This window comes from Prauserella isguenensis, from assembly GCF_014191605.1.
Taxonomy (GTDB): domain Bacteria; phylum Actinomycetota; class Actinomycetes; order Mycobacteriales; family Pseudonocardiaceae; genus Prauserella; species Prauserella isguenensis.
Map to the genome: position 1 here is coordinate 258,085 of NZ_JACHWU010000003.1, position 25,974 is coordinate 284,058.

A 25,974-nucleotide genomic window follows, 5' to 3' on the forward strand; every position below is an offset into this window, starting at 1 on the left:
TCAACCGCCCGTTGTCACCCTACCGGGGGAACGACCCGGGTCCCACCCGGCGCCGTGCCGGGTTCGACGGGGCCCGAACGCCACCCGCGGCCACCGGCCCGCCCGTCACAGTCGCCCGTCACAGCCGCCCGTCGCACCGGACGGCGCAGGGCATACCGGACGGCAGGGCATACCGGACGGCTCAGCGCACCAGCGAGGTGATCCGGGCCCGCATGTCCTTCCCGAGGAACCGGCGCAGCGCGGCGGTCAGGTCGCGGCGCGCCTGCTGCTGGTCGATCGCGAAGGCACCTGCCAGCTCCCCCATGGCCAGCAACGTGCCCGCGGGCGCGCGTCCCGCCTCGTGCATCCGGCCCGCGTGTTCCCTCAGCCCGTCGCTCTGCACCTCGCCGTCCTGGAACGCACCGAGGATGTCCTGGAGCTTCTTGAGCCGCTTCAACACCGCCGCGTACTCGGCGGCCGGGCACAGCGGCCGCGCGAACTCCAGCAGGTACCGCAGCTCCTTGCACTGTCTCCGCAGGTCGTGCACGTCCTCGGCGGGTGATTCCGGGGTGATGGCCGCCGCGTTGCGCGTCACCTTCTTCGCCGTGCGCGCGAGCCGGTCGCGCAGGAACGTCCGGACGTCCGGGACGGCGTCACCGCCCGCGGTACCCGACCCCGCGGCGGCGCCGTCCCGTCCCGCTGCGGCCTCGCCCGAGGTGTCCGCCTCCCCGCTGCTCTGCTCCCTGCGGCTCGTGTCCGTGTCCTCGCCCGTGTCGCCCGTGTCGCCGTCGCCCGTGTCGCCGTCGCCGATGACCTCCGTCAGCGCGGCGGGCCACTCCTCGAGCAGCCTGGCCAACCTGCGGGTGCGCAAGGCACGGACCAGCGCGCGACGGGCCGTGTCCCGCTCGCGCTGCAGGTGCTCGCGGTACGGGGTGAGATCGCCGGCCTCGCCCGCGGTCAGCCTGCTCGCGAGCTCGTCGAAGCCGAGCAGGTAGACGTCGAGATCACGCGTAGGGCCGGTGACGTCGCCGAGCCACTTCAGCGCCGGGGTGTGCCGCTCGACCGGCCGTGACGGCAGCACGTCACCCGCGAGCTTCAGCAGCGAACGGCTGCGCCGCACGGCGACGCGCAGGTCGTGCAGGTACTCGGTGTCGACGTCGCCGATCGTGCCGTCCACGTTGGCGGCGACGGACCGGGCGTGCGCCCGCAGCGCCAGGGCCACGGCGACGTCGGCGGGCGTGTCGGGCGTGAACTCGGGAGGCTCGGGCCGGTCCGGCAGTCCGGCCTCCGCGAGCAGCTCCTCGTAGAGGTCACCGGAGTGCTTGCGGAAACGCCAACCCGCACCGCCCTCGTCGCCGGCCTCCGAACCGGATGCGCACAGCGCCTTACGGATCCGCTTCGCGTGCTTGCCGACTCCCGCGGTGAGCACGTCCACGCGGATGAGCGGTGCCGTACGCACCGGTTCCTGCACCGTCGTCTCCCGCCAGACCAGACCGGCGACCACGGCTCCGTCGCCGTCGCCGTCGCGCACCCACACCTCGCGGGTCACCGTGCGCGCCCGCAGCACGGGGCCGACGGCGCGAACCCACATCGGCCCGGCGACGAGGTCGCGGACGTCGCCCTCGGGCAGCTCGTCGGCGAGCGCGGGCCACTCCGGTGGTCCGGACAGCGGCGTGCTGACCGTGTCGCCGCCGCGAACGGCCGTCAACGTGCCTGCGCCGGAGGCGCGATCGTGGGTCAACCGCGCGCCTTTGCGCCGCAGGCGCCCGTCGGCCGTGTCGAGGTACGTGCGATTGCGGATGCGGCGCGGGCCCGCCTCGAGGGTGTAGCGCTGCCCACCGGCCGGGGCGAGTGCCGCGAGCACCGCGTCGGCCTCACCGCGCGTCGGCTCGCCCTCACCCCGCACCGTCGCGAAGACCGCCGACGGTGTTTCCGCGTCCTCTCGCACAGCAGCCTCCTCGCGCCCTTCGCTTCTGTGCCGGGCCGGGAATTGTACGTCACCCGTGCCGGATCGGCACCGTCGAAGATCGACCCCCACGCCGTGCCGCCCGCCGCCGGATAGGCGAGACTCGCTCCGGCATCCGCAGTGAAACGACCCAGGGAAAGGGCTCAGCGAAGTGACCGAGAACGATATTCCGGTGGTGGAGCTCAACAACGGCGTGACCATGCCCCAGGTGGGGTACGGCGTGTTCCAGGTGCCGCCCGACGAGACCGCCGTCGCGGTGACGGCCGCGCTCGAGGCCGGCTACCGCAGCATCGACACCGCCACCCTGTACGGCAACGAGTCCGGCGTGGGCCGGGCCATCCGCGATTCCGGCGTCCCGCGCGAGGACCTGTTCCTCACCACGAAACTGTGGAACGACGCGCACGGGTACGACGCGGCACTGAAGGCGTTCGACGCGAGCCTGGCCGCATTGGGCACCGACTACGTCGACCTGTACCTGATCCACTGGCCGGTTCCCGATGCCGGCCTGTACCCGGAGACGTGGCGGGCGCTGGAGAAGATCAACGCCGAGGGCAGGGCGCGGGCCGTCGGTGTGTCGAACTTCCAGCCGCACCACCTCGACACCCTCGCCGAGAACTCCGACATCGTGCCTGCGGTCAACCAGATCGAGGAGCACCCGTTCCTGCAGCAGGCCGCCGTCCGCGAGTACGACGCCGCCCACGGCATCGTCACCGAGGCGTGGAGCCCGCTCGCCAAGGGTGGTGACCTGCTCTCCGACCCGGCCGTCACCGCACTCGCCGACAAACACGGCCGCACCCCCGCACAGGTCGTGCTGCGGTGGCACCTGCAGCTCGGCAACGTGATCATCCCGAAGTCGGTCACGCCCACACGCATGGCCGAGAATCTCGCGCTGTTCGACTTCGCCCTCGACGACGGTGACATGGCCCGGCTGGCCGAACTCGACCGCGGCGAACGGACCGGCCCGGACCCGGACACGTTCAACCGCCGCTGACGGCGGCCGCCCCCGCCGCAGCGGTTCCGTCGGCGACGGGCTCGTCGGCGCCCGGCCCATCGGGGTCCGGATCGCCGACACCCAGCTCGTCGACGTACCGCTGCGGCGGTCCGAACAACGCGGCGCTGCCGTGCGCCCGCTTGAAGTACAGGTGGGCGTCGTGTTCCCACGTGATCGCGATGCCGCCGTGCAGCTGGATCATCTCCGCCGCGATGTACTGCAGACTCTCCGAGCAGACGACCTTCGCCACCGCCGCGTCCTCCCCGGCCGGGTCCGACCCGCCTGCCGCGGACCCGACCGCCGCGTGACAGGCCGACCGCGCGGTCTCCAGCCGGACGAACGCATCGGCCAGCCGGTGCTTGACCGCCTGGAAACTCCCGATCGGCCTACCGAACTGGCGGCGCTGCAGCGTGTACTCGACCGTCCGCTCCAGGGCACGCTCCGCCGCCCCGGTCTGCTCCGCGGCCAGCACGACGACCGCCTCGCTGCGTGCCCGCCGCAACGCCTCCGCGGAAACGGCCGCGAGTCGCGTCCCCGCGGCCCCGGACAACGTGACCGTCGCGAGGCGGCGGAGCGGATCGAGCGCCTCGGCGTCGCGGCGGCTCACCCCGGCGGCCGCGCCCTCCACCTCGTACAGCGCCACCCCGCCGTCGCTGCCCGCCTCGTTCCCACCGTCGCACGCCAGAACCAGCAGTGTGTCCACCTCGTCCCCGTCCAGCACGTACGACGCGGTGCCTTCGAGCACGTACGACGCTGTGCCTTCAAGCGCAGCCGGCGCAGTGCCCTCGAGCGCGGCCCGCGCAGTGCCCTCGAGCGCGGCCCGCGCAGTGCCCTCGAACGCGGCCCGCGCAGTGCCCTCGAGCCCACCCGGGATCGCGGTGACGGCGGGCCGGTCGGACCACGCGCCGTCCTCGCCGGTCCACGCCACCGCAACGGGCCTGCTGCCGTCGGCGATGCCCGGCAGCAACCGCGCACACGCCGCCTCGTCCGCCGACTCCCGCAGCAGCCGTGCGGCCAGCACCGACGAGCCGAGCAACGGACTCGGCGTCAACGTGCGGCCCAGCTCGTGAGCCACGACGGCCACCTCCGCGAGCCCCGCGCCGGCACCCCCGTAGTCCTCGGGAAGCGCCAGGCCCGCGACACCGATCTGCTCGCACAGCAGCGACCACACCGCCGGGTCGTGACCGCCGGGCGACGCCATCACGGCGCGGACGTCGGAACGCTTCTCCAACAGTCCACGCACGGCGTCACGCAGCGCCGCCCGCTCCTCCTCACGTCCGTCAGCCGCCATGGCCACCCCGCACGGCCGTCAACACCCTGCCGCGGTGGGCGTCCGCTGTGCCCCACGCGCCCGCCAACGCGCGGACCTTCGTCAGCCACAGACCGAGGTCGTGCTCGGCCGTGTACCCGATCGCACCGTGCACCTGCAGCGACGTGCGGGCCGCCAGGAGCGCAGCGCGGGTGGCGGCGACCTTGGCCGCGGACGTGTCCCGCACGATCGCCGCCGCCCCCGCACCCGGAACGTCGGCACCCGGCGGATCGAGGGAGGAGGCGAGTGTCACCGCCGCCCCGTCGACGAGCGGGCGCGCCATCTCCAGGCGCACCGTGACGTCGGCCAGCAGATGCTTGACCGCCTGGTACTGCCCGACGGGCCTGCCGTACTGCCGCCGCTGCATCGCGTACTCGGTGGCCATTCCCAGCATCCGCCGCGCCGCGCCGACCAGTTGGGCCGACACCCCGAGCACACCGAACTCGACGGCGTGCGGCCGCGCGGCACCGAGCGGCACGCCGTGCTCGGGTACGGGAAACAGGCCCCGCGCCGCGTCGATCGACGGCACCCTGCCGCCCGGGTCCACATCGGAGGGAACGCGCGTGACGGACTCGCCGTCGAGCCGCAGCACGACGTCCGCCACGTCGGCGTCCAGAGCCCGCGGCACCTCAGGCGGGATCGCGACGGTCGCCATCGACTCGCCCGCGGCGACGCCGGCGAGTTCGTCACCGCCCAACAGTCGCGGCGCCACCACGGCCGTCTCCACGACGGGCCCCGGCACCGCGTGGTAGCCGCACGCCTCGAGCGCCACCACGGCGTCGGCCGGTTCCGCACCCGCTCCCCCGAGGTCCTCCGGCACGAGCAGTCCCCAGACCCCGAGATCGGCCAGGTCACGCCACAGCTTTCGCCCCGGTTCGCACCGACGGTCCGCCCACTCCCGTGCGACACCGGGCGTGTCGGATCCGGCCAGCAGTTCGTCCAGCGCCGCGGCGAAATCCCGCTGCTCGGGTGACAACGCGAACCTCATCGGCGCTCCTCCCGGGGCAGGCCGAGCACGCGCTCGGCGATCGTGTTGCGCTGGATCTGGTCGGTTCCGCCGTAGATCGGGCCCGCCAGCGAGAACAGGTAGCCGTCGACCCACGGCGAGGCGAGTTCCCCGTCCGCGCCGAGCACGTCGAGTGCGGTCTCGTGCAGTTCGACGTCGACGCCGGACCAGGCCAGCTTGTTCACACTCGACTCCGGCCCGAGCCGCTCGCCGTCGGCCAGTCGGGTCGCGGTGCCGTAGGTGTAGAGCTGGTAGGCGCGGGTGTCGATCCACGCGTCAGCCACCCGCGCCGCCGTCGCCACGGGCTCGCCCCGCTCGCCCCACAGGCGCACCAGGCGGTCGGCCGAGGCCAGGAACCGGCCGGGACTGCGCAGCGACAGACCGCGTTCGTTGTTGGCGGTGGTCATCGCCACCCGCCAGCCGTCCCCGGGTCGCCCGATCACGTCCTCGTCGGGCACGAACACCTCGTCGAAAAACAACTCGGCGAACCCCGGCTCGCCGTCCAGTTGCGGGATGGGTCGCACCGTGACGCCGTCGGCGCGCAGATCGAGCATCAGGTACGTCAGCCCGTGGTGTCGCTCCGAGTCCGGGTCACTGCGGAAGAGACCGAACGCCCGGTCCGCGAACGCCGCCCGCGAGCTCCACGTCTTCTGCCCCGAGACGAGCCAGCCTCCGCGAGTGCGCACCGCCCGGCTCCGCAGTGCGGCGATGTCGCTGCCCGCCTCCGGTTCGGACCACGCCTGCGCCCACACCTGCTCGCCCCGCGCCATCGCGGGCAGGATCCGGTCGCGCTGCTCCGCGGTGCCGTGGGCGAACAGCGTGGGGGCGAGCATGAAGATGCCGTTCTGCCCTACGCGCCCGGGTGCGCCCGCCGCGTAGTACTCCTCCTCGAAAAGCAGCCACTGCAGCAGTGAGGCGTCCCGGCCGGTGTACTCGGCGGGCCAGGTGACGACCGACAGCCGCGCGTCGGCGAGCTGCGCCTCCCACTCGCGGTGGGCCGCGAACCCCTCGGCCGTGTCCATCGACGGCAGGCCCCGCCGCGGCACGTTGTCGGCGAGCCACGCCCGCACCTCGTCGCGGAAGATCGCCGACTCCGGATCGATGTCGAGGTCCATGTCAGCTCCCCGAGTCGCGCATCGACTTCGCCGTCTGCCCCGCCAGCGGGTCCTCCTGCGTCTCGGCGTTGTGGGCGTGGGCGAAGTGGTGCAGACCGAACACCGAGTCCATTCCGGAGCGCATGCCCATCAGGTCCTGCGCCTGGTTGACGGCCTTCTTCGCCAGCGTGAGGCCGAACGCGGGCATCTCGGCGATCGTGTCGGCCAGGCCCAGAGCCGTGTCCCGCAGCTCCTCGCGGGGAACGACCCGGCTGACCATGCCCCACTCCTTGGCCTGCTGTGCGCCGAACCGCTGCCCGGTCAGCAGCACCTCCTTGGCGGCCGTGGGCCCGAGCACCCACGGGTGGGCGAAGTACTCGACCCCGGGGATGCCCATACGCACCACGGGATCGGCGAAAAACGCGTCCTCCGAAGCCACGATCAGATCGCACACCCACGCCAGCATCAGCCCGCCGGCGATGCACGCGCCCTGCACCGAGGCGATCACGGGTTTCGGGATCTCCCGCCAGCGCCGGCACATGCCGAGATACACCTCCGACTCACGGGCGAACCGGCGATCGCCGCCCTCCCGGTCGGTGTGGTCCCACCACAGCACGGCCTTGCGGTCGTAGCTGACGTCCACGTCGCGCCCCGGCGAGCTGATGTCGTGACCCGCGGAGAAGTGCTTACCCTCCCCCGCCAGCACGATCACCTTCACCTCGGGATCGTCGACGGCACGCGCGAACGCGGCGTCGAGCGCGTAGGTCATCACCGAGTTCTGCGCGTTGCGGTACTCCGGCCGGTTCATCGTCACCACGGCGACGGCGCCGCGGCGCTCGTACCGCACGGTCTCCTCGCCGGAACCCGTAGCCCGATCGCCCTCGCCCCGGCTCCCGTCGGGGCTGTACCCGCCGACGCTGTTCCCGGCGGACGTGCTCTCGTCGGTCATGCCACTTTCTCCTTGCCCAGCAGGCGTTTGAGGACCTTCCCCGACGCGTTCCGCGGCAAGTCGCCGACGAACTCCACCGAGCGGGGACGTTTGTAGTTGGCGAGGCGCTGCCGGCAGTGTTCGAGCAGCGTCTCCTCGGACGGCGGCCCGCCCGCCGCCATGTCGGCCGCGACGACGAACGCCTTGCCCACCTCGCCGAGGCGCGTGTCGGGCACGCCGACGACCGCCACCTCCGCGACGCCGTCCACACGGGACAGCTCTTGTTCGATCTCGGCCGGATAGACGTTGAATCCGCCGCAGATGTACATGTCCTTGAGCCGGTCGGTGATCGACAGGTTGCCCGCCTCGTCGAGCCGCCCGACGTCGCCGGTGTGCAACCAGCCGTCGACGTCGACCGCCTGCGCGGTCGCCTCCGGGTCGTCGAGGTAGCCGCGCATGACGTTCGGGCCGCGCAGCAGGACCTCGTCGCGGTCGCCGATGCACACCTCGAACCCGGCAGCCGCACGGCCACACGTGCGCGCGATGGTGGCGGGGTCGTCGCCCGGTTCGCACATCGTCGCGACGACGGCCTCGGTGAGGCCGTACGCGGTGAGTACGACGTCGAATCCGAGCTCGTCGCCCATCCGCTCGACGAGTGTGACCGGCACGGTGGCCGCGCCGGTGACCGCCAGCCGCAGCGACGAGAGGTCCGCCGCCGCGCGGTCCGGATGGTCGAGCAGGGTCCGGAACACGGTCGGCGCCGCGGGCAGGACCGAGACCCGCTCACGCTCGATCAGCTCGAGCGCGGCCGTCGCGTCGAAGGTGGCCTGCGGCACCAGCGTGGCCCCGGTCAGCAACCCGACGAGGACACCCGCCTTGTAGCCGAAGCTGTGGAAGAACGGGTTGACCACGAGGTACCGGTCGTCGGACGTGAGGCCGCCGCGGCCGGCCCATGCGGCAGCGACGTCGAGCGACTGGCGGTGCGCCGACAGCACCCCTTTGCTGCGGCCCGTGGTACCCGAGGTGAACAGGATGTCGGCGATGTCGTCGGCGCCGACCGCCTCGGCGCGCGCATCGGCCTCGGCCGGGTCGACGGCCGAGGCCACCTCGCCGAGCGCGTCCCAGTCGACGGCGACCGGATCGGGGCGGAGCGGCCCGGGCAGCGGCACCCGCACGACCAGGCGGAGAGTGTCGAGGTCCCCTTCTCCTGCGGCGGCCCTGAGGTCGGTGAGTCGGTCGGTGCCCAGGAAGTCCCCGGCGACGATCAGCGCCGCGGCCCTGCTGCGGCGGATGAGGTCGGCCGCCTCGGAACCGGTGAACCGGGTGTTGATCGGCACCAGCGTCGCCCCGGCGTAGTGCGCGCCGAGCGCGGCGATCACCCAGTGGTGCGTGTTGGGCGAGTTCACGGCCACGCGGTCACCGCTGCGGACACCGCGCGCCAGCAAGGCCCGGGCCATAATGCGAACGTGTTTCAGAAGCTGATCGAACGTGATCCGCACCGACCCGTCGACGATCGCTTCCCGGTGACCGAACCGTGCCGACGCAGCGTGCAACGCCTGCGGGATCGTCACCGGAGTTCCTGTCTCGCTCATCCCGCTCCCTTGCTGGACGAGAAATCTAGAACGTGTTCTTATTATGCTAGCGCACGGTAGCAGGAGGTGTGAGTGGAAAACCACGGGCGATTCCGGCGAGAGGTGGCCACCTGGCTCGCCGACAACCTCACCGGCGAGTTCGCCGGCGTGCGCGGACTCGGCGGCCCCGGCCGGGAACACGAGGCGTTCGAGGCACGACTCGCGTGGGAACGCCACCTCGCGGCCGCGGGATGGACGTGCGTCGGCTGGCCCACCCAGTTCGGCGGCCGCGGCCTGTCACTGGCCGAACAAGTGATCTTCCACGAGGAGTACGCCGCCTCCGGCGCACCCGCACGCGTGAGCCACCTCGGGGAGCAACTGCTGGGGCCGACGCTCATCGCGTTCGGCACCCCGGAGCAGCAGCGGCGGTTCCTGCCCCCGATCCGCGCGGTCGAGCAGCTGTGGTGCCAGGGCTACTCCGAACCGGGTGCCGGGTCGGACCTCGCCGCGGTGTCGACCACGGCCCGCCTCGAACCCGGCGCAGGCGGCGACGGTGGCCCGGGCTGGATCCTCAACGGCCAGAAGATCTGGACGTCGCTGGCACACGTCGCGGACTGGTGTTTCGTCGTCGCGCGCACCGAACCCGGGTCGACGCGGCACCACGGACTCTCCTACCTGCTCGTGCCGATGGACCAGCCCGGCGTCACGGTCCGCCCGATCACGCAGCTCACCGGGACGTCCGAGTTCAACGAGGTGTTCTTCGACGACGCCCGCACCGAGGCGGGACTGGTCGTCGGCGAGCCGGGTGACGGCTGGCGCGTCGCGATGGGCACGCTCGGTTTCGAACGCGGCGTGTCGACGCTGGGCCAGCAGATCGGGTTCCGCCGCGAGCTGGACGGCATCGTCGCGCAGGCGCGCGCGACGGGCACGATCGACGACCCGGTGCTCCGCGACGACCTCGCCCGCGCCCGGATCGACCTGCGGGTACTGCGCGCGCACGCACTCCGCACGCTGCAACGTGAGCCCGGGCCCGACGTCGCCGTCGGCAAGCTGCTGTGGGCCGGCTGGCACCGGCGGCTCGGCGAACTGGCGATGCGCGCCCGCGGCGCCCGCGGCCTCACGACCGGTGGCGACCTCGACGAGTGGCAACGGCTGCTGCTGTTCAGCCGCGCGGACACGATCTACGGCGGCTCCGACGAGATCCAGCGGAACATCATCGCCGAACGGGTGCTCGGACTGCCCAAGGAACCCAGGAACACGGAGGAACGCCGATGACCGAACCGGCAACGACGACACCGGAGCACTCACCGGCACCGAAGCACTCACCGACACCCGAGTACCCGAAGCCGCACGACCTGCTGGCGGGGCGGATCGTGGTGGTCACGGCGGCGGCGGGAACGGGCATCGGCTCGGCGACGGCGAAGCGCTGCCTCGAGGAGGGCGCACGGGTGGTCGTGAGCGATTGGCACGAGCGCAGGTTGACCGAGAGGGCCGAGGAGCTCGCGGAGTTCGGCGAGGTGCACGCCGTGCCCTGCGACGTGACCGACGACGACCAGGTGGTGGCGCTGATCGACGCCGCGTGCGATCGCTTCGGCCGGATCGACGTGATGATCAACAACGCGGGACTGGGTGGCACACAGTCCATTCTGGACATGTCCGACGACGAGTGGTCCCGCGTCCTCGACATCACACTGAACGGCACGTTCCGATGCACGCGCGCGGCGACGCGGCGGTTCGTCGCCCAGGGGGGCGGCGGGGTCGTCGTGAACAACGCCTCCGTCGTCGGCTGGCGGGCGCAGCAGGGCCAGGCACACTACGCAGCGGCAAAAGCCGGGGTGATGGCACTGACCCGCTGCGCGGCGATGGACGTCGCCGAGCACGGCATTCGTATCAACGCCGTCGCGCCGAGTCTGGCCGCGCACCCGTTCCTCGCCAAGGTGACGAGCGAGGAACTGCTCACCGAGCTCGCGGGCCGCGAGGCGTTCGGCCGGGCGGCCGAACCCTGGGAGATCGCGAACGTCATGGTGTGGCTCGCGTCCGGCTACGCCACCTATCTCACGGGCGAGACCGTGTCCGTGTCGAGCCAGCATCCGTAGGAGGAATCCATGGCCGAGGCCTACCTCGTCGACGCCGTCCGCACTCCCGTGGGCAAACGCGGCGGCGCACTGTCCACTGTGCACTCCGCGGACCTGGGCGGGCACGTGCTCGGTGCGCTCGTGGAACGGGCGGGGATCGATCCGGCGACCGTCGACGACGTCATCCTGGGATGCACCGACACGCTCGGCCCGCAGTCGGGCAACATCGCCCGCACGGCATGGCTGGCCGCGGGCATGCCGGATCACGTACCGGGCGTGACCGTCGACCGACAGTGCGGGTCGAGCCAGCAGGCGGTCCACTTCGCCGCGCAGGCGGTGCTGTCCGGCACGGCCGACGCGGTGATCGCGGGCGGCGTGCAGAACATGAGCGCCATCCCGATCAGCGCCGCCATGCTGGCGGGCCGCGAATACGGCTTCGACGATCCGTTGTCGGGCTCGGCGGGCTGGCACAAGCGTTACGGCGACGTCGAGGTATCCCAGTTCCGCAGCGCCGACATGATCGCACGGCACTGGGACATCACCCGTGAGCAGATGGAGGCCTACGCCTACCGCAGCCACGAGCGTGCGCTGCGCGCCGCCGACGAGGGGATCTTCGACGCCGAACTCAGCGGGCTCGCCGAGCTGACGGCCGACGAAGGACCACGCCGCGGGACCACGCCGGAGAAGATGGCGGGGCTGCCACCGTTGGCCGAGGACTCGCTGATCACGGCGGCCACGGCCAGTCAGATCTCGGACGGCGCGAGCGCGGCGCTCGTCGTGTCCGAGGACTACCTCCGCCGCCACGGACTCCCCCCGCGCGCCCGGATCCACCACCTGTCGGTCTCCGCCGCCGACCCGGTGTGGATGCTCACCGGTCCCATCCCCGCGACGTCGCGGGCGCTGCGCCGGACCGGTCTGTCGGTCGACGACATCGACCTGTTCGAGGTCAACGAGGCGTTCGCCAGCGTGGTGCTGGCGTGGCTCGACGAGACCGGCGCCGACCCGGACCGCGTCAACGTCAACGGCGGCGCGATCGCGCTCGGCCACCCCATCGGTGCCAGCGGCACGAAGCTCCTGACCACCCTGCTGCACGAGCTGGAACGCCGCGGCGGCCGCTACGGCCTGCAGACCATGTGCGAAGGCGGCGGCACGGCCAACGTCACGATCATCGAACGCCTCGCCTGACGCCGGTTGCTCCCGCCGTCGCCCACCGCCGCCCGTCCGAGCGTTGCGACGTCACATCGCCATGTCGACACTCGGCGCCGTCCCGACGCGCCGGCGACCACACCGGCCCGGGTGCCGGTTCATCGTCCCGGGAATCGACACCCCGAGTCCCTGAATCGACGACACCGGCCCCTGGGGACGCAACACGGGCCCCTGGGGAGGCAACACGGGCTCCGGAACCTGCGACACGGCGGGTCCGGATCGCACCGGCGGCGGCACGGCGGCGTCGCTCCTCGATAGAGTGCCGTGGGCGCGTGCGACGAAGGAGCGATGCGATGACCGGCACGAGACCACGGATCGTGGTCAGCAGGTGGATTCCCGACGACGCCGTGGCGCTGCTGCGCGAGGTCGGTGAGGTGTGGCTTCCCGAGCCGGACCGGGCGCTGCCCGCGGCGGAACTGCACGAGCGGCTCGCCGGAGCCGACGCCGCCGTGGTCACCCTCAGCGAGCAGGCAGGGGCGGACTTCGCGGACGCCGCCGGACCGCAGCTGAAGGTCGTCGCGAACGTCGCGGTCGGCTACGACAACATCGACGTTCCCGCGCTCGCGGAGCGCGGCGTCACGGTCACCAACACGCCCGGTGTGCTGACCGACGCCACCGCCGACATCGCGTTCGGCCTGCTGCTGTCGGTCACGCGCAGGCTCGGTGAAGGCGAGCGCCTGCTGCGTGCGGGCACGCCGTGGTCCTTCCACCTCGGCTTCATGCTCGGCTCCGGACTGCAGGGCAAGACGCTCGGCATCGTCGGACTCGGGCAGATCGGCCGGGCGATGGCGGAACGTGCCCGGGCGTTCGGCATGTCGATCGTCTACACGGGACGGCGCCGCGCCCCCGCGGAGGTCGAATCGGCCCTCGACGCGACGTATCTGCCGCAGGACGAGCTGCTGGCCACCGCGGACGTCGTGTCGCTGCACTGCCCGCTCACCCCGGAGACCCGGCACCTGATCGACGCCGACGCGCTCGCGGCGATGAAACCGACGGCGTTCCTCGTCAACACCACGCGCGGACCGGTGGTCGACGAGGCCGCACTCGCCGCAGCCCTGCGCGAGGGCACGATCGCGGGCGCCGGACTCGACGTCTTCGAGAACGAACCCGACGTCCACCCCGACCTGCTCGACCTCGACAACGTCGCGCTCGCCCCGCACCTGGGGTCGGCGACGGTCGAGACCCGAACCGCCATGGCGACCCTCGCCGCCCGCAACGTGCTCGCCGTTCTGGCCGGCAAGCCTCCGCTCACCGAGGTGACACCGTGAGAGGTGACGCCGTGACCGCACCGGCCCCACGACGTGTGGTCGTCGCGCCCGACAAGTTCAAGGGCAGTCTCACCGCGGTCGAGGCGGCCGACGCCATCGGCGCGGGCGTACGGGACGTGCTGCCGGACGCCGACGTCGCGCTGTGCCCGGTCGCCGACGGCGGCGAAGGGACCCTTGACGTGCTGATCGCGGCGGGCGGCACCCGCGTCGACCTGCGCGTGTCCGGTCCGCTGTCCGAACCGGTCGAGGCCTGGTACGTGATGCTCGACGGCACGGCATACGTCGAATCGGCACGGGCCTGCGGGATCGAACACGTCACGCCGTCACCCGACGTGGCACTCGGAGCGCACACGTACGGCGTCGGCGAGCTGATCGCCGACGCGCTCGGCCGGGGCGCCCGGCAGATCGTGCTCACCGTGGGCGGCACCGCGAGCACCGACGGCGGCAGCGGCATGCTGCAGGCCCTGGGCGCACGGCTCACCGACGGCGACGGCGGACCAGTGGGACTCGGCGGCGGCGCACTCGCCGACGTCGCCACCGTCGACCTGTCCGAGACACGCGCGCTGCTGGGCGATGCCCGGGTGCGCGTGGCGACCGACGTGACCAATCCGCTGCACGGCACCGACGGCGCCGCGGCCGTGTTCGGCCCGCAGAAAGGTGCGGGTCCTGCGGAGGTCGCTGCCCTGCAGGCCAACCTCGAATGCTGGGCACAGGCCCTCGGCTTCGCGGACCGCACGAGCGCGGGTGCGGGCGGCGGGATCTCCGGCGGGGCGATGGCCGCGCTCGGAGCGACCGCCGAGTCGGGTTTCGACCTCGTCGTCGAACTCACCGGGGTGGCCGACGCGATCGTCGGTGCCGACCTGGTCATCACCGGTGAGGGATCGCTGGACGCCCAGAGCCTCGCGGGTAAGGCCCCCGCAGGCATCGCCGCCATCGCGCGGCGTCACGGCGCGCGGGTCGCCGCGATCGCGGGCCGGGTCGCACTGTCGGCCGAGGACCTGGCCGACGCCGGAATCACGGCGGCGGTCGCGATCGCCGACCACGCTCCCTCGGTCGAGATCGCGGTCCGCGATGCCGCCGCACTGCTGCGTCGCCACGCCGCAGATCTCGTCCACACCGGACAGTGACGCACGGAACCGCGAACCATCCCGGCGGTCCACACGGGATCGCCTCGACCGCGCGCGAACCTAGGGCTGCAGCACCACCTTGATCGCACCGTCGCGCTTGGCCTGGAACATGCCGTACGCGTCGGATGCCTCGTCGAGCGGGACGTGGTGGGTGACGAGGTCGTCCACGCCGAGCGGATCGTCGTCCCCGGTCAGCAGCGGCAGGATGTCGTCGGTCCAGGCCCGCACGTTGGCCTGACCCATGCGCAGCTGGATCTGCTTGTCGAACAGCGTCATCATCGGCATCGGATCGGCCATGCCGCCGTAGACGCCGGAGAGTGACACCGTGCCACCGCGGCGCACGGCGTCGATGGCCGTGTACAACGCACTCATCCGGTCGATCCCGGCCGTGGTGAACGCCTTCTCGGCCAGCCGATCCGGCAGCAACGTCGCGAGCTGCTGCACGACCGTGCTCACCGGCGCTCCGTGGGCCTCCATGCCGACCGCGTCGATCACCGAGTCGGCGCCCCGGCCGTCGGTGCGGTCACGCACGGCCACACCGACGTCCTTGACGGTGCGCAGGTCGAGGGTGTCGATGCCGTGCCGCTGCGCCATCGCCAAACGCTCGTCGACCAGGTCGACCCCGAGCACCGTGCCCGCGCCGCGATGCCGGGCGATACGGGCTGCCAGCTGGCCGATCGGCCCGAGGCCGAGCACGACGCAACTGCCGCCCTCCGGCACGTCCGCGTACTCCACGGCCTGCCACGCCGTCGGCAGGACGTCCGACAGGAACAGGAAACGTTCGTCCGGCCCCGTCTCAGGCACCTTCACGGGACCGAAGTGGGCCTGCGGCACCCGCAGCAGCTCGGCCTGCCCGCCGGGCACCTGTCCGTAGAGCTTCGTGTAGCCGAACAGCGAGGCGCCCTTGTCCTGCCCGGGCGCCCGGGTCCGCTCGCACTGCGTGTAGAGCTGCTGTGAGCAGTAGTAGCACTGGCCGCACGCGATGTTGAACGGTACGACGACGCGGTCCCCTGGGATCAGGTCGGGAACGGCGTTACCCGTCTGCCTGACGATGCCCATCGCTTCGTGACCGAGGACGTCACCCGGGGTCATGAACGGGCCGAGCACCTCGTAGAGATGCAGATCCGAACCGCAGATCGCCGTGGACGTGACCTCCACGATCGCGTCGGTCGGTTCCTCGATGCGCGGATCGGCAACGTCCTGCACGCGAACGTCACGCTTGCCCTGCCAGGTCACAGCCTTCATCGCGGATGTCCCTCCGTCGCTCGTCGACTCGGTGCCGTCGGCTGCGACTACCCGCGATCACCGGGTGCGAACACACCGGTGCCGGCGCCTCCGAGGGAGACGCCGGCACCGCAAGACCGTTTTCGGGTGCGTCAGCCTTCGCCTTCCGGCTGCTGCATCACCGCGAAGTTCAGCTGGCCCTGTTCGTCCTGCTGGACGTCCAGCACCTTGTCGTCGAGGAACGACGACGCCTTCTCCTCGAGGAAGACCCGCGCACCGCTCTCGGTACCCAGCACCTGGTCGCCCTCCTCGGGCCCCGGAGCGACCGAAAGCGCGAGCTGAGCGCCCTCTTCCGTCTCCTCCCGGACCGCGAACCGGAGACCGGCGGCATCCTGACCGTCCTGGGCGGTCAGCGCGCTGATCGCCTCCACGGCAGCGTCAGTCATCGCAAGCATGGTCGCTATTTCCCTTCGGTTGCTTGGGGCTGCCATTCCCACCGTAAACGTCGCCCACACCGGGCGCCCTACCGGCACGCCCATTTCGGCTCGCTGACCGACTCCTCAGGAAATTCCACGAAATCGGTAGCACCGCTGAATTCGGACGTCTTTCCCGCTGCGACAGCCGGACGATCCGCGCCGCACTCGCCGCCGTGTCCACGTCGCATCGAGCCGAGTGCCGTGCCCACCGAAAACCCTTACGGCGTCAGGACGAACCGCCTCCCGGGGCAGGCCCGGGAGGCGGCGGAGTCCGAGTTCGCCGCCCCACGGACGGCCGCATCCCGAGCACTTTCCGAAAGTGGCGCACAGGAACTCTTCCGTCCCGCGGCGTGGGTACCCGGGGCCGATCTCACTAAACGCACGAGCCCCACGGGGAACGTCACACATGAGGCACCCATCCGCAGTTGAAAGCCCACGCAGATGTTCCTACGGTGGGAAAGGCAGGACGGGCGCAGATTTTCCGTCCGGGTAGATCCGCAGCACCGAGATATCCGCACACGTCCCGCGCTCGCCGATTCGACGGAGGGATACCGCAGTGCTACCCAGCCACTCCCACGACAGCGGCTCGCCTACCGACCGCAGCAACGACCCGGCCGGGGTCAGCGACCCCGCGTTCGGGCCGGCGCTCACCCCGGCGACCAAGCCGCAGGAGCCCACCGGGCCCGTGGACACCGTCGGCACCTCCGGTATGCGCATCGACGCCGAACGTCGCCCCGACGGCGTGGTGCACGTCCGCGTCGCCGGCGAGGTCGACCTGATGTCCGCACCGGACCTGCGCAAGTGGATCCACGAGGAGCTGAGTGCTCCGGCACGACTGGTGCTCGACCTGGACGGCGTCGAGTTCCTCGGTTCGGCCGGGCTCTCGGTACTCGCCGAGCTGTCCGAGCAGGCCGCGGGCTCGAGCTTGAACTGGGCGATCGTCGCGGGTACCCGGGTAGTGCTGCGCCCGCTGGAGGCCACCGGTCTCGCCGAGCAGATCCCGGTGCATCCGGACCTCGACTCGGCGGTTCTCGCCGTCCACCCGTCGCAGCGGCCCACGTCGTCGTGACCGGGCTGCCGCGTCCGCGCGGGTGCGGCCCGCGGACTCGGGTCGCACCCGGGCGGACGTTCGCCCACGGCCTGCCTCGCCCTCAGCCGGGGTCCGTCGTGGCGACCGACCCCGGCTGAGGGCGTGACCGGCAAGGACACGACGTATCGTGCGGGGCATGAGCTGTGTACGGGGCCGGACGCGCACGACGGCGCCGGAGCCCGCCGTCCGGACGGGCACCGCGCATCTGCCGGAGCTCGTCCGGCATGTGCCGCTGTACGTGCTGGGCGGAGCGATCAGCACCGGATTGCAGGCCCTGCTGTTCCTGCTGCTGCGCGATCCGCTGACTCCCGCGGCGGCCAATCCCGTCGCCATCGGCGTCACGACGATGCTCAACACCGAGTTCCACCGGCGGATCACCTTCGGTGACGTCACCGGTCCGCGGGCGCGCCGCCATCTGCAGTCCGTCGGCACGTTCCTGTTCTACGCGTGCGCCGGCACGGCGGCCCTCGGCCTGCTGCATCTGCTGGCCGACGACCCGTCACCGATGACCGAGACGACCGTGCTGGTCGCGACCAGCACGGTCGGCGGCATCCTGCGCTTCCTGGTGCTGCGCTCGTGGGTGTTCGTCTGGAGCCGGGACGCCGGGGCGGCCCGGTGACCACACGGAACCCACCACCCGAGGACGCCGACACCCGGGGAGAGGGCCGCACGCCCGACGAGGGCGACGGCGGCACCGGACCGATCACCGACTACCGGTTCACGCTGGCCAACGAACGCACGTTCCTCGCGTGGCTGCGCACCGCACTCGGCCTGGTCGCCGGGGGTGTCGCGATCCAGCAGCTCGTGCCGGGCCTGGCCTCCGAAGGACCGCGCACCCTGCTGGCGGCACTGTGCGTGGGTCTGGCGCTGGTGATCGCGACGGCCTCGTACCCACGGTGGCGGGCGGTGCAGCGGGCGATGGCCCGGGGCGGTCCGCTCCCCCGCAACATCCTGCTGGCCACCCTCGGCGGGGGCATCGCCGCGATCACGGCGGTCGCATTCGTGCTGGTGGTCACGGCGTGAGCGAAGGCCAGCCGGAACGCACCGGACTCGCGTGGCAGCGCACCGCGCTGGCCTCGGCCGCGTGCAGCGGCCTGCTGCTGCACGCGGCGGCCACCACGGGTCACGCCGCGCCGCTAGTCGCCGCGCCGATCTCGATCGTCACGACGGTCGTCCTCGCCGCTGCGGGAGCGGGGCGGGGCCGGCGGCTGCGCCGCAGCACCGCCCCGCTGTCACCCGTGCTGGCCGCGACAGCCACCGTCCTCGTCACGGCTACGGCCGCGGCGAGCCTCGGGGCGTTGCTCACCACCCTCTCAAGCGGCCACTGAACCCTAGTCCAGCTGCTTCCGCAGTTCCGGCAGCAACTCGGACTCGGCGGCCTCGAGGAACTCCTCCTGGTGGTCGCCGCCGACCTGCACGAGCGCCAGGTCGGTGAACCCGGCCTCCCGGAAGGGGCGAGCGGCGTCGACCACCGCCTGCACCGACCCGCCGCACGGGATCGCCGCGGCCACGTCCTCCTCGCGCACGTACTGTGTCGCGGCCGCGAACGCCTGCGTACTCGGTAGTTCGGCGTTGACCTTCCAGCCACCCGCGAACCACCGGAACTGCTCCCGTGCCCGGCGAGCCGCCTCATCGGTGTCGCGCCCCCACGACACCGGAAGCTGGCCGACCTTCCGGGACGAACCCAGCCCGAGCTGAGCACGCACCTCGTCCCACCGGCGGCACAGTCCCCCTGCCGGTTCCACCGCGATCATCGCCTCCGATGCCGCCGCGAACCGATCGACCGACTGGTCGCCCGACACCGCGACCCCGATCGGCACCCGCTGCTGCGGCAGGTCCCACAGCTTCGCCGAGTCGACCCGGAAATGCTCCCCGTCATGGTTGGTGTACCCGCCGTCGAACAGACCGTTGATGATCTGCAGCGCCTCGCCCAGCATGTCGTGCCGCACGTTCACCGGGGGCCAGCCCCGGCCGATCACATGCTCGTTGAGGTTCTCGCCCGCTCCGAGGCCGAGCAGGAACCGTCCGCTCGACAGCTCCTGCACGGTCGCCGCCTGCTGGGCCACCACCGCCGGGTGATAGCGCATGGTCGGGCAGGTCACGAACGACATCAGTTCGACGTCGCCGGTGACCTCCGCGACCGCACCGAGCACCGACCACGCATACGGCGCGTGCCCCTGCTCGTCCAGCCACGGCGAGAAATGATCGCTCATCACCTCGAACTCGAAGCCGGCCCGTTCCGCTCGCGCCGCATCGGCGACGAGCCGGCGCGGACCGGCCTGTTCGGTCAGCAACGTATAGCCGAAACGCACGCGTCTCCCCTATGGCCGGCGGCCACCGCCGGCCTGTCGTCGTCACAACGTTCGGTGCCCGCACCGGGCGACTGCCGGCGCGTCGGCGACTGGTCGGGCGCGGATGTCAGTGCAACGCGGGCTCGGGTTCGGTTTCGACACCGATCCGCTTGCGGCGGGCGATCGCCTCACGCCGCTCGGTCTCGTCGAGGCCTCCCCACACCCCGAACGGCTCCTGCACGGTCAAGGCGTGGTGTCGACATTGGACGATCACCGGGCAGGTGCGACAGACCTCCTTCGCCCGTGCCACGCGGTCGGCTCGCGCGAACCCTCGTTCGCCGTCAGGATGGAAGAACACCGAGCTGTCCAGATTGCGGCAGTTGCCGTGCCGCTGCCATTCCCAGATCTCAGCCACCGGGGTCGGCAGCCGGGACGTGTCGGCCATGGTGATCACCTCCGTGAAGATGTGCGATGCGCGGTGTACCCGGCGGGTGCGGAGCTCACACCTGCCGTTTCGTCAGCGGTACTCGTCGTCGTCGAGATCCACCGGCGCCGCCTGCTCGGCGACATCGGCGGGGTCGGCGTCCATCGGGACGGAGACCCCCGCCGGCCCGGGCTCGGACCCGGCTTCGGTGTCGCCGCTGAACTCGCCGTGTTCGATGTCGTCGACGGCCGGTCGCCGCTGCTCATCGACGTCCGGTTCCGGCGCGAGATCGTGGTTCTCCGTCATGATCGACGTGATACCCCGCCTGCGCGCGGTTCAATCACGGTTCGATCATCCGAATCCGCCGGCGCGGTTCATGGGCACGACCCGATCGGACATACCTCCGGTACGCTCCGCCCACACCGCAGCAGTGACGACGCCGGAGGATGGGCATGAGCGAACGGCAGTACGACATCGTGGTGTTCGGCGCCACGGGGTTCACCGGAGGACTGACCGCCGAATACCTCGCCGCCCACGTACCGGAGGGCTGCCGATGGGCGCTCGCGGGCCGTAACACCGCCAAGCTGGAGGCCGTACGCGAGCGGCTCGCCGGCATCGACCCCGCCTGCGCCGCCGTCCCGTTGCTGCAGGCCGACGTCACCGATCCCGCCTCCCTGCGCACCGTCGCCGAATCGGCCCGGGTGGTCGTCACGACCGTCGGCCCGTACCTGCAGTACGGCGAACCGCTCGTCGCGGCGTGCGCCGAGGCGGGCACCGACTACGTCGACCTCTCCGGTGAGCCCGAGTTCGTCGACCGCATGTACCTCGCCCACCACGAGACCGCCCGGCGCACCGGTGCCCGCCTGGTCCACGCGTGCGGGCTGGACTCGATCCCGTACGACCTGGGCGCCTACTTCACGGTCGGACAGTTGCCCGCGGACGGGCAGATCACGGTGGACGCCCAGATCCGCGCCAACGCCGAGTTCTCGGGCGGCACGTTCTCGTCCGCCCTGACCGCGTTCTCGCGCGCCCGGCAGATGACGGCGGTCGCCAAGCGCCGCCGAGCCGCCGACCCTCGGCCCGCCGACAGGAAGATCCGCACTCCCTCCGGACCGCCCACGCGGGACGCCGAGACCGGCCGGTGGCTCGTGCCGATGCCCACACTCGACCCGCAGATCGTGGCCCGCTCGGCCGCCGCACTACCGCGGTACGGCACCTCGTTCACCTACCGGCAGGCCGCGGCGATGAAGCGACTGACCACGCTCGTCGCGACCGGCGCGGGCCTGGGCGTGCTGGCGGTCGCGGCGCAGATCCCGCCCGTCCGGAACGCACTGGGCAAGGTCCGCAAGCCGGGTGACGGGCCGAGCGCGCAGCGGCGGGCACGGTCGTGGTTCCAGGTGCGGTTCACCGGCGAGTCGGCCGGGCAGCGCGTCGTCACCGAGTTCGCGGGCGGCGACCCCGGCTACGACGAGACCGCGAAGATGATGTCCGAATCGGCGATGTGCCTGGCGTTCGACGACCTCCCCCAGACAGCGGGCCAGGTCACGACCGCCGTCGCGATGGGCGACTCGCTCGTCGCGCGGCTGCAGAACGCGGGCCTGCGCATCCGCGTCCTCGACGAGTGAGGGTCGCGCAGGCCCGCTCGCGGGTGAGCCTCAGGTGACGAGTCGGCGGACGACGGCGTCGGCGAGGAGCCGGCCGCGGTCGGTGAGCACCGCCCGGCCGCCGTCGAGGTCGCGTGTGGACAGCAACCCGTCGGCGGCGGCGCGCCGGGCCTCGCGTGCGCCGCCGTCGTCCAGCGCGTCGAGCGGAAGCCCCTCGGCGAGACGGAGTTCGAGCATGACGCGCTCGAGGTGCCGGTCCTCGGCCGTCAACGCCTCCTGTCCGCCGACTGGCAGCGCCCCCTCGGCGAGCGTGGCCGTGTAGCGCGCCGGGTGCTTGACGTTCCACCACCGCACACCGCCGAGGTGCGAGTGGGCCCCGGGACCCGCGCCCCACCAGTCGCCGCCCAGCCAGTAGCCGAGGTTGTGCCGGCAGCGCGCCTCGTCGGAGGCAGCCCAATTGGACACCTCGTACCAGCGCAGGCCCGCCTTCTCGAGCATCGCGTCGAGCAGTTCGTAGTCGGCGGCCAGCACGTCGTCGTCGGGCGTCGGGATCTCGCCCTTGCGGACACGCCGTGCGAGCGCGGTGCCGTCCTCGACGATCAACGCGTAGGCGGACACGTGGTCCACGCCCGCCTCCAGCACGGCGTCGAGCGAGGCCTGCAGGTCCTCGGTGCGCTCACCGGGCGTGCCGTAGATGAGGTCCAGATTGACGTGGTCGAACCCGGCGGCACGCGCTTCCGCCGCGGCCTCGACGGGACGTCCCGGGGTGTGCGTGCGGTCGAGCACCCGCAGCACGTGCGGCGCGACCGACTGCATGCCGAGCGACACCCGCGTGTACCCGGCACCACGGATCCCGGCGAACAGTTCCGGCGACGTCGACTCCGGATTGGACTCGGTCGTGACTTCCGCGTCGGTGGCGAGACCGAAGGATTGCCGCACGGCGTCCAGCACCGCCGCCAGCCCGTCGGGACCCAGCAGCGACGGCGTGCCGCCGCCGACGAACACCGTGTCCGCGGCGGGAGGCGTCCCCAGCCGCTGCGCGGCCAGGTCCAGTTCCCTCCGCAGGCCGTCGAGCCAGTCCTCAGGCGCCGCACCGGAACCGAGTTCGCCCGCCGTGTAGGTGTTGAAGTCGCAGTAGCCGCACCGGGTCGCGCAGAACGGCACGTGCACGTACACGCCGAACGGCCTCGTGCCGAGCCCCTGCAGGGCCGTGTCGGGCAGGTGAAGATCGTCCGGGGTGCTCACGCCCTCCAGTGTCCCACCGGCGGAGCGGCGGCCGTGCGGCACCGGCCCTCGTCGCTGCGCAGCGGCCCCACTCCGCGGAAAGGATCGGCAGCTACGGGTCCACGGCCTACGAGTCCGCGGGTGGCGGGTCCAGGGGTTGCGGGTCCGCAGGTTGCGGGTCCAGGGGTTGCAGCCACGCGCCCGCCTCGTCGAGGCCGGCCGCGCCGGTCAGGTCGCCGGGCAGCAGCGGCACGGTCAGCACACCGCTCGCCCCGTCGCCGCCGAACCGTTCCCGCACGCGGGCCAGCACGGTGTGCTCCTGGTCCCGGCGACGGGCCAGCACCCCGGACTCCTCACCGGAGGCGACCCGGTTCACCAGCACGGCCGCGAGCGGCACGCCGGCCTCGGTGAGCTGGTCGGCGGCCCGTTCGGTCTCGGCCAGCGGCAGTCGTTCCGGCACGAGCACGAGGTGCACCCGGGCGTCGGCACGCAGCCGGGCCTGCAGCGCCTCGAGCCGCTGCCTGCGGGACTGCAGTCGTTCCAGCAGCGGGTCGCGCTGCGCACCGGCCTGGCCGAGCAGTCCGTCGGCGAACCGGTCGACGTCGCGTGCCTGCTTCCGGTTGTGCGCCAGACCTTCGATCCACGGGGTGAGCAGCTCCGGCAGGCTGAGCAACCGCAGCATGTGCCCGGTCGGGGCGCTGTCGACGACCAGCAGGTCCCAGTCCTTTCCGGTGCGTTCGACGAGGTCGGTGAGCCGGTCCAGCAACGCCGACTCGACGGTCCCCGGGCTCTCGACCGCGCGGCGCAGGTGTCGCTCCACGGCGGGCAGCACCTCGCGCGGCACCGCGTGCCGGGCGTCCTCGAGCACCTCGGCCACCCGCCTGCCCGCCTGTCGCTCCCCGCTGATCTCCGCGGCCAGCAGGGACTCGCCGGCCGGTCGCGGTTCGTCCGACAGCGTCGCGCCGAGCACGTCGCCCAGCGAGTGCGCCGGGTCGGTCGACACGACGAGTGTGCGCACACCGCGCCGGGCCTGCCGGACGGCGAACGCCGCGGCGAGCGTCGTCTTGCCGACTCCGCCCTTGCCGCCGAAGAACCGGATCAACAGCACACCCCGGCGTCGCCGAACTCGTCCCGTCCCATGCGCCGGTGCCACTCGTGGAAGTCCGCAACGAGGTACGGCACGGCGTCCAGCGTCTCGTAGGCGACCGGATTGTCGACACCCAGCGATTCGAGCAGCAGCAGCGTCCGGAGGGTGTCGTCCCTGCGACGGGCCTCCCTGCGCAGTCCCTGCCGCCAGCGGGAGACGAGCAGCAGCTCGTGACCGCGTTCGAACCGGCGCCAGTACCGGACCAGCCGGTCGCCGAGCCGCCGCAGTCCCCCGCCCGCGGTCACCGTTCGGTCAGCTCCGTCGGTTGCGGATCGCCCGCGTCGTCCCGGGCGACACCTCGCGCCCGGCGCAGTGCGAGTGCGGCCTCGACGATGAGCCACACGGCGAGCACGAAGATGATCGCGTCGAGCGGCGCGAGCACCCATTCGCTCTCGGCGACGAACGTGATGAGGTTGTCGATGAGCGCCCACGTCGTCATCACGACGAGGAACACCAGCGGCACCAGCACCGCGATCGGGTTGCGCCGGTTCTTGGTGACCCAGACCGCGATCACCGACAGGGCCAGGCCCGCGGTGAGCTGGTTCGTGGTGCCGAACAGCTGCCACAGCACGCCGAAGGTGTAGCCCGCATCGCCGCCGCCGGGCAGCAACGCCAGCACGAGGGGGATCAGCACGGCGATCAGCCCCGACAGCGTCAGGCTGCGCGACACCGGTCGGATACGGACGATCTCGGCGATCTCCTGCACGATGTAGCGCTGCAGGCGCACGCCGGTGTCCATCGTGGTCGCGGCGAAGCTGATGACGACCACGGCGGCGAACACGACGGCCGTCGCCTCGGGCACGCCGAGGTTGGCCGCGAAGTGCCCGACGCCGTTGACGAAGTTCGACGTCGCGCCGTCCGAGGCGGTGGCGAAGTCGGAGTACGCGGCGTGCCAGTCGGCGGTGGTGGCCACGATGCCCGCGGTGCACGCGAGGATCGACCCGAGCGCCAGCGACCCCTCGCCGACCGCACCGAAGTAGCCGACGTACCGGGCGTCGCTCTCCTTGTCGAGCTGCTTCGACGTCGTACCCGACGAGACGAGGCTGTGGAACCCGGAGATCGCGCCGCACGCGATGGTGACGAACAGCAGCGGGAACCAGCTCGGCGAATCGGCGGGGGCCTGGTCGTTGACCACGGGAGCCACGATCGTGTCCCAGCCGACGAGCACGCCGAGGCCGATCACGCCCAGCGCGATGAACAGCTGGTGGGAGTTGATGTAGTCGCGCGGCTGCAGCAGCACCCACACCGGGATGCGCGAGGCGATGAAGGTGTAGACGAACAGCAGCACGACCCAGATGTTGCGCTCGGTGAACAGGCCGTCCTCGGCGGCGATGCCCGCCAGCGAGATGGGCAGCGCCTGGCCGAGCAGGATCGTCACGTACAGCACGACGACGCCGACGAGCGACGGGACCAGCGCGGCACTGCGCGTGCGGTAGATGTACTGGCCGATGCCGATGGCCAGCGGGATCTCCAGCAGGATCGGCAGCACGGCCTCGGGGTTGGCCACGAACAGGTTCCCGATCACCACGGCGAACACGGCGTTCACGAGTGTCAGCAGGAAGAAGATGATCAGGAGGAACAGCACCCGGGCGCGGGTGCCCACCACCTCGCGCGTGAGCGTGCCGATGCTCTGCGCCTTGTGCCGCACCGAGACCACGATCGCACCGAAGTCGTGCACACCCGCCGCGAAGATCGTGCCCGCCACGACCCAGATCAGCGCCGGACCCCAGCCCCAGAACACCGCGATGGCGGGGCCCACGATCGGCGCGGCGCCTGCGACGGACGTGAAGTGGTGTCCGAAGAGGACGTGCCGGTTCGTGGGGATGAAGTCCACACCGTCCCGCATCGTGTGCGCGGGTGTCGGCCGGTCGTCGTCGAGTGCGTACACCCGACGCGCCAGGTACCCCGAGTAGTAGCGGTAGCCGAGGTAGAACAACACCCCGACGATCAGGACCATCACGATGGCCGGCATGG

At 72.0% G+C, this 25,974-nt stretch carries 26 protein-coding genes; 11 read left to right on the forward strand and 15 right to left on the reverse strand.

The genetic code is table 11. The features are described from left to right. Window positions 1–181: 181 nt before the first annotated feature. Window positions 182–1,927: a CHAD domain-containing protein gene (locus FHS23_RS13940; RefSeq protein WP_183654609.1), complete on the reverse strand. Its 1,746-nt coding sequence runs from the start codon at window positions 1,925–1,927 to the stop codon at window positions 182–184. A gap of 217 nt (window positions 1,928–2,144) precedes the next feature. Here FHS23_RS13940 and FHS23_RS13945 point away from each other — a divergent pair, with 217 nt between their 5' ends. Beyond that, a complete protein-coding gene (locus FHS23_RS13945; protein ID WP_183656031.1) occupies window positions 2,145–2,936 on the forward strand; it encodes an aldo/keto reductase in 792 nt (263 codons plus the stop codon). Here FHS23_RS13945 and FHS23_RS13950 read toward each other — a convergent pair. The 5 genes from FHS23_RS13950 to FHS23_RS13970 are packed head-to-tail and all read right to left on the reverse strand — an operon-like array spanning window position 2,923 to window position 8,865. Then, entirely contained in the window at window positions 2,923–4,227 is a 1,305-nt protein-coding gene (locus tag FHS23_RS13950) for an acyl-CoA dehydrogenase family protein (protein WP_183654612.1), read from the reverse strand. The two genes, FHS23_RS13945 and FHS23_RS13950, sit on opposite strands and share 14 nt — an antisense overlap. After that, window positions 4,217–5,233, reverse strand: coding sequence for an acyl-CoA dehydrogenase family protein (locus FHS23_RS13955; protein ID WP_183654615.1), 1,017 nt, complete (start codon window positions 5,231–5,233; stop codon window positions 4,217–4,219). Before FHS23_RS13955 ends, FHS23_RS13950 begins: the two co-directional genes overlap by 11 nt. Continuing rightward, window positions 5,230–6,366 carry an acyl-CoA dehydrogenase family protein gene (locus FHS23_RS13960; protein ID WP_183654618.1) on the reverse strand — a complete coding sequence of 379 codons (1,137 nt, stop codon included), beginning with the start codon at window positions 6,364–6,366 and terminating at the stop codon, window positions 5,230–5,232. Before FHS23_RS13960 ends, FHS23_RS13955 begins: the two co-directional genes overlap by 4 nt. Before the next feature lies 1 nt (window position 6,367). Then, a complete protein-coding gene (locus tag FHS23_RS13965; RefSeq protein ID WP_183654622.1) occupies window positions 6,368–7,294 on the reverse strand; it encodes an enoyl-CoA hydratase in 927 nt (308 codons plus the stop codon). Beyond that, window positions 7,291–8,865 (reverse strand): FadD3 family acyl-CoA ligase, encoded by a 1,575-nt coding sequence (locus FHS23_RS13970; protein WP_183654625.1) that lies wholly within the window; start codon window positions 8,863–8,865, stop codon window positions 7,291–7,293. The genes FHS23_RS13965 and FHS23_RS13970 overlap by 4 nt, the downstream gene beginning before the upstream one ends. A gap of 72 nt (window positions 8,866–8,937) precedes the next feature. On the opposite strand from FHS23_RS13970, the gene FHS23_RS13975 reads away from it, so the two are divergent. The 5 genes from FHS23_RS13975 to FHS23_RS13995 all read left to right on the forward strand — a co-directional run bounded on the left by FHS23_RS13975 (window position 8,938) and on the right by FHS23_RS13995 (window position 14,520). Beyond that, a complete protein-coding gene (locus FHS23_RS13975) occupies window positions 8,938–10,119 on the forward strand; it encodes an acyl-CoA dehydrogenase family protein (protein WP_183654628.1) in 1,182 nt (393 codons plus the stop codon). Beyond that, on the forward strand, window positions 10,116–10,940 hold the full coding sequence (locus FHS23_RS13980; RefSeq protein WP_183654631.1) for an SDR family oxidoreductase: 825 nt from the start codon (window positions 10,116–10,118) through the stop codon (window positions 10,938–10,940). Before FHS23_RS13975 ends, FHS23_RS13980 begins: the two co-directional genes overlap by 4 nt. A 9-nt stretch (window positions 10,941–10,949) precedes the next feature. Then, window positions 10,950–12,104 carry an acetyl-CoA C-acetyltransferase gene (locus tag FHS23_RS13985; protein ID WP_183654634.1) on the forward strand — a complete coding sequence of 385 codons (1,155 nt, stop codon included), beginning with the start codon at window positions 10,950–10,952 and terminating at the stop codon, window positions 12,102–12,104. A 314-nt stretch (window positions 12,105–12,418) separates the two neighbouring features. Beyond that, complete coding sequence (locus FHS23_RS13990; RefSeq protein WP_183654637.1) at window positions 12,419–13,393, forward strand: 2-hydroxyacid dehydrogenase; 975 nt, start codon at window positions 12,419–12,421, stop codon at window positions 13,391–13,393. Between the two features lie 11 nt (window positions 13,394–13,404). Further along, on the forward strand, window positions 13,405–14,520 hold the full coding sequence (locus tag FHS23_RS13995) for a glycerate kinase (RefSeq protein ID WP_343053916.1): 1,116 nt from the start codon (window positions 13,405–13,407) through the stop codon (window positions 14,518–14,520). A gap of 60 nt (window positions 14,521–14,580) precedes the next feature. Here FHS23_RS13995 and FHS23_RS14000 read toward each other — a convergent pair whose 3' ends face one another. Beyond that, window positions 14,581–15,765, reverse strand: a complete 1,185-nt coding sequence (locus FHS23_RS14000) for a zinc-dependent alcohol dehydrogenase (protein ID WP_183654640.1) — start codon at window positions 15,763–15,765, stop codon at window positions 14,581–14,583. A 131-nt stretch (window positions 15,766–15,896) separates the two neighbouring features. Beyond that, window positions 15,897–16,199, reverse strand: a complete 303-nt coding sequence (locus FHS23_RS14005; protein ID WP_183654643.1) for an iron-sulfur cluster biosynthesis family protein — start codon at window positions 16,197–16,199, stop codon at window positions 15,897–15,899. 577 nt (window positions 16,200–16,776) lie between these two features. On the opposite strand from FHS23_RS14005, the gene FHS23_RS14010 reads away from it, so the two are divergent. The 4 genes from FHS23_RS14010 to FHS23_RS14025 all read left to right on the forward strand — a co-directional run bounded on the left by FHS23_RS14010 (window position 16,777) and on the right by FHS23_RS14025 (window position 18,638). After that, a complete protein-coding gene (locus FHS23_RS14010; protein WP_343053917.1) occupies window positions 16,777–17,289 on the forward strand; it encodes an STAS domain-containing protein in 513 nt (170 codons plus the stop codon). A 157-nt stretch (window positions 17,290–17,446) separates the two neighbouring features. Next, window positions 17,447–17,929, forward strand: a complete 483-nt coding sequence (locus FHS23_RS14015) for a GtrA family protein (protein ID WP_183654658.1) — start codon at window positions 17,447–17,449, stop codon at window positions 17,927–17,929. A gap of 83 nt (window positions 17,930–18,012) precedes the next feature. Next, entirely contained in the window at window positions 18,013–18,333 is a 321-nt protein-coding gene (locus FHS23_RS14020) for a YidH family protein (RefSeq protein WP_343054000.1), read from the forward strand. Continuing rightward, window positions 18,330–18,638, forward strand: coding sequence for a DUF202 domain-containing protein (locus tag FHS23_RS14025; protein ID WP_183654663.1), 309 nt, complete (start codon window positions 18,330–18,332; stop codon window positions 18,636–18,638). The genes FHS23_RS14020 and FHS23_RS14025 overlap by 4 nt, the downstream gene beginning before the upstream one ends. 3 nt (window positions 18,639–18,641) lie before the next feature. Here FHS23_RS14025 and FHS23_RS14030 read toward each other — a convergent pair whose 3' ends face one another. From FHS23_RS14030 to FHS23_RS14040, 3 genes are all read right to left on the reverse strand, one after another. Next, entirely contained in the window at window positions 18,642–19,622 is a 981-nt protein-coding gene (locus FHS23_RS14030) for a TIGR03557 family F420-dependent LLM class oxidoreductase (RefSeq protein ID WP_183654665.1), read from the reverse strand. Window positions 19,623–19,728: 106 nt separating this feature from the next. After that, window positions 19,729–20,046: a WhiB family transcriptional regulator gene (locus tag FHS23_RS14035; protein WP_183654667.1), complete on the reverse strand. Its 318-nt coding sequence runs from the start codon at window positions 20,044–20,046 to the stop codon at window positions 19,729–19,731. 72 nt (window positions 20,047–20,118) lie between these two features. Continuing rightward, complete coding sequence (locus FHS23_RS14040) at window positions 20,119–20,331, reverse strand: hypothetical protein (RefSeq protein WP_183654669.1); 213 nt, start codon at window positions 20,329–20,331, stop codon at window positions 20,119–20,121. 146 nt (window positions 20,332–20,477) lie between these two features. Between FHS23_RS14040 and FHS23_RS14045 the strand changes: the two genes are divergently transcribed. Next, the gene (locus FHS23_RS14045) at window positions 20,478–21,650 is read left to right on the forward strand and encodes a saccharopine dehydrogenase family protein (RefSeq protein WP_183654672.1); all 1,173 of its coding nucleotides are present in this window, start codon (window positions 20,478–20,480) and stop codon (window positions 21,648–21,650) included. 30 nt (window positions 21,651–21,680) lie between these two features. Here FHS23_RS14045 and hemW read toward each other — a convergent pair whose 3' ends face one another. The 4 genes from hemW to FHS23_RS14065 form a co-directional block, all read right to left on the reverse strand. Next, complete coding sequence (gene hemW / locus FHS23_RS14050; protein ID WP_183654674.1) at window positions 21,681–22,874, reverse strand: radical SAM family heme chaperone HemW; 1,194 nt, start codon at window positions 22,872–22,874, stop codon at window positions 21,681–21,683. 106 nt (window positions 22,875–22,980) lie between these two features. Next, complete coding sequence (locus FHS23_RS14055; RefSeq protein WP_183654676.1) at window positions 22,981–23,961, reverse strand: TRC40/GET3/ArsA family transport-energizing ATPase; 981 nt, start codon at window positions 23,959–23,961, stop codon at window positions 22,981–22,983. Beyond that, window positions 23,952–24,245: a cory-CC-star protein gene (locus FHS23_RS14060; protein WP_343053919.1), complete on the reverse strand. Its 294-nt coding sequence runs from the start codon at window positions 24,243–24,245 to the stop codon at window positions 23,952–23,954. Before FHS23_RS14060 ends, FHS23_RS14055 begins: the two co-directional genes overlap by 10 nt. Next, on the reverse strand, window positions 24,242–25,972 hold the full coding sequence (locus tag FHS23_RS14065; protein WP_183654679.1) for a carbon starvation CstA family protein: 1,731 nt from the start codon (window positions 25,970–25,972) through the stop codon (window positions 24,242–24,244). The genes FHS23_RS14060 and FHS23_RS14065 overlap by 4 nt, the downstream gene beginning before the upstream one ends. Window positions 25,973–25,974 lie beyond the last annotated feature (2 nt).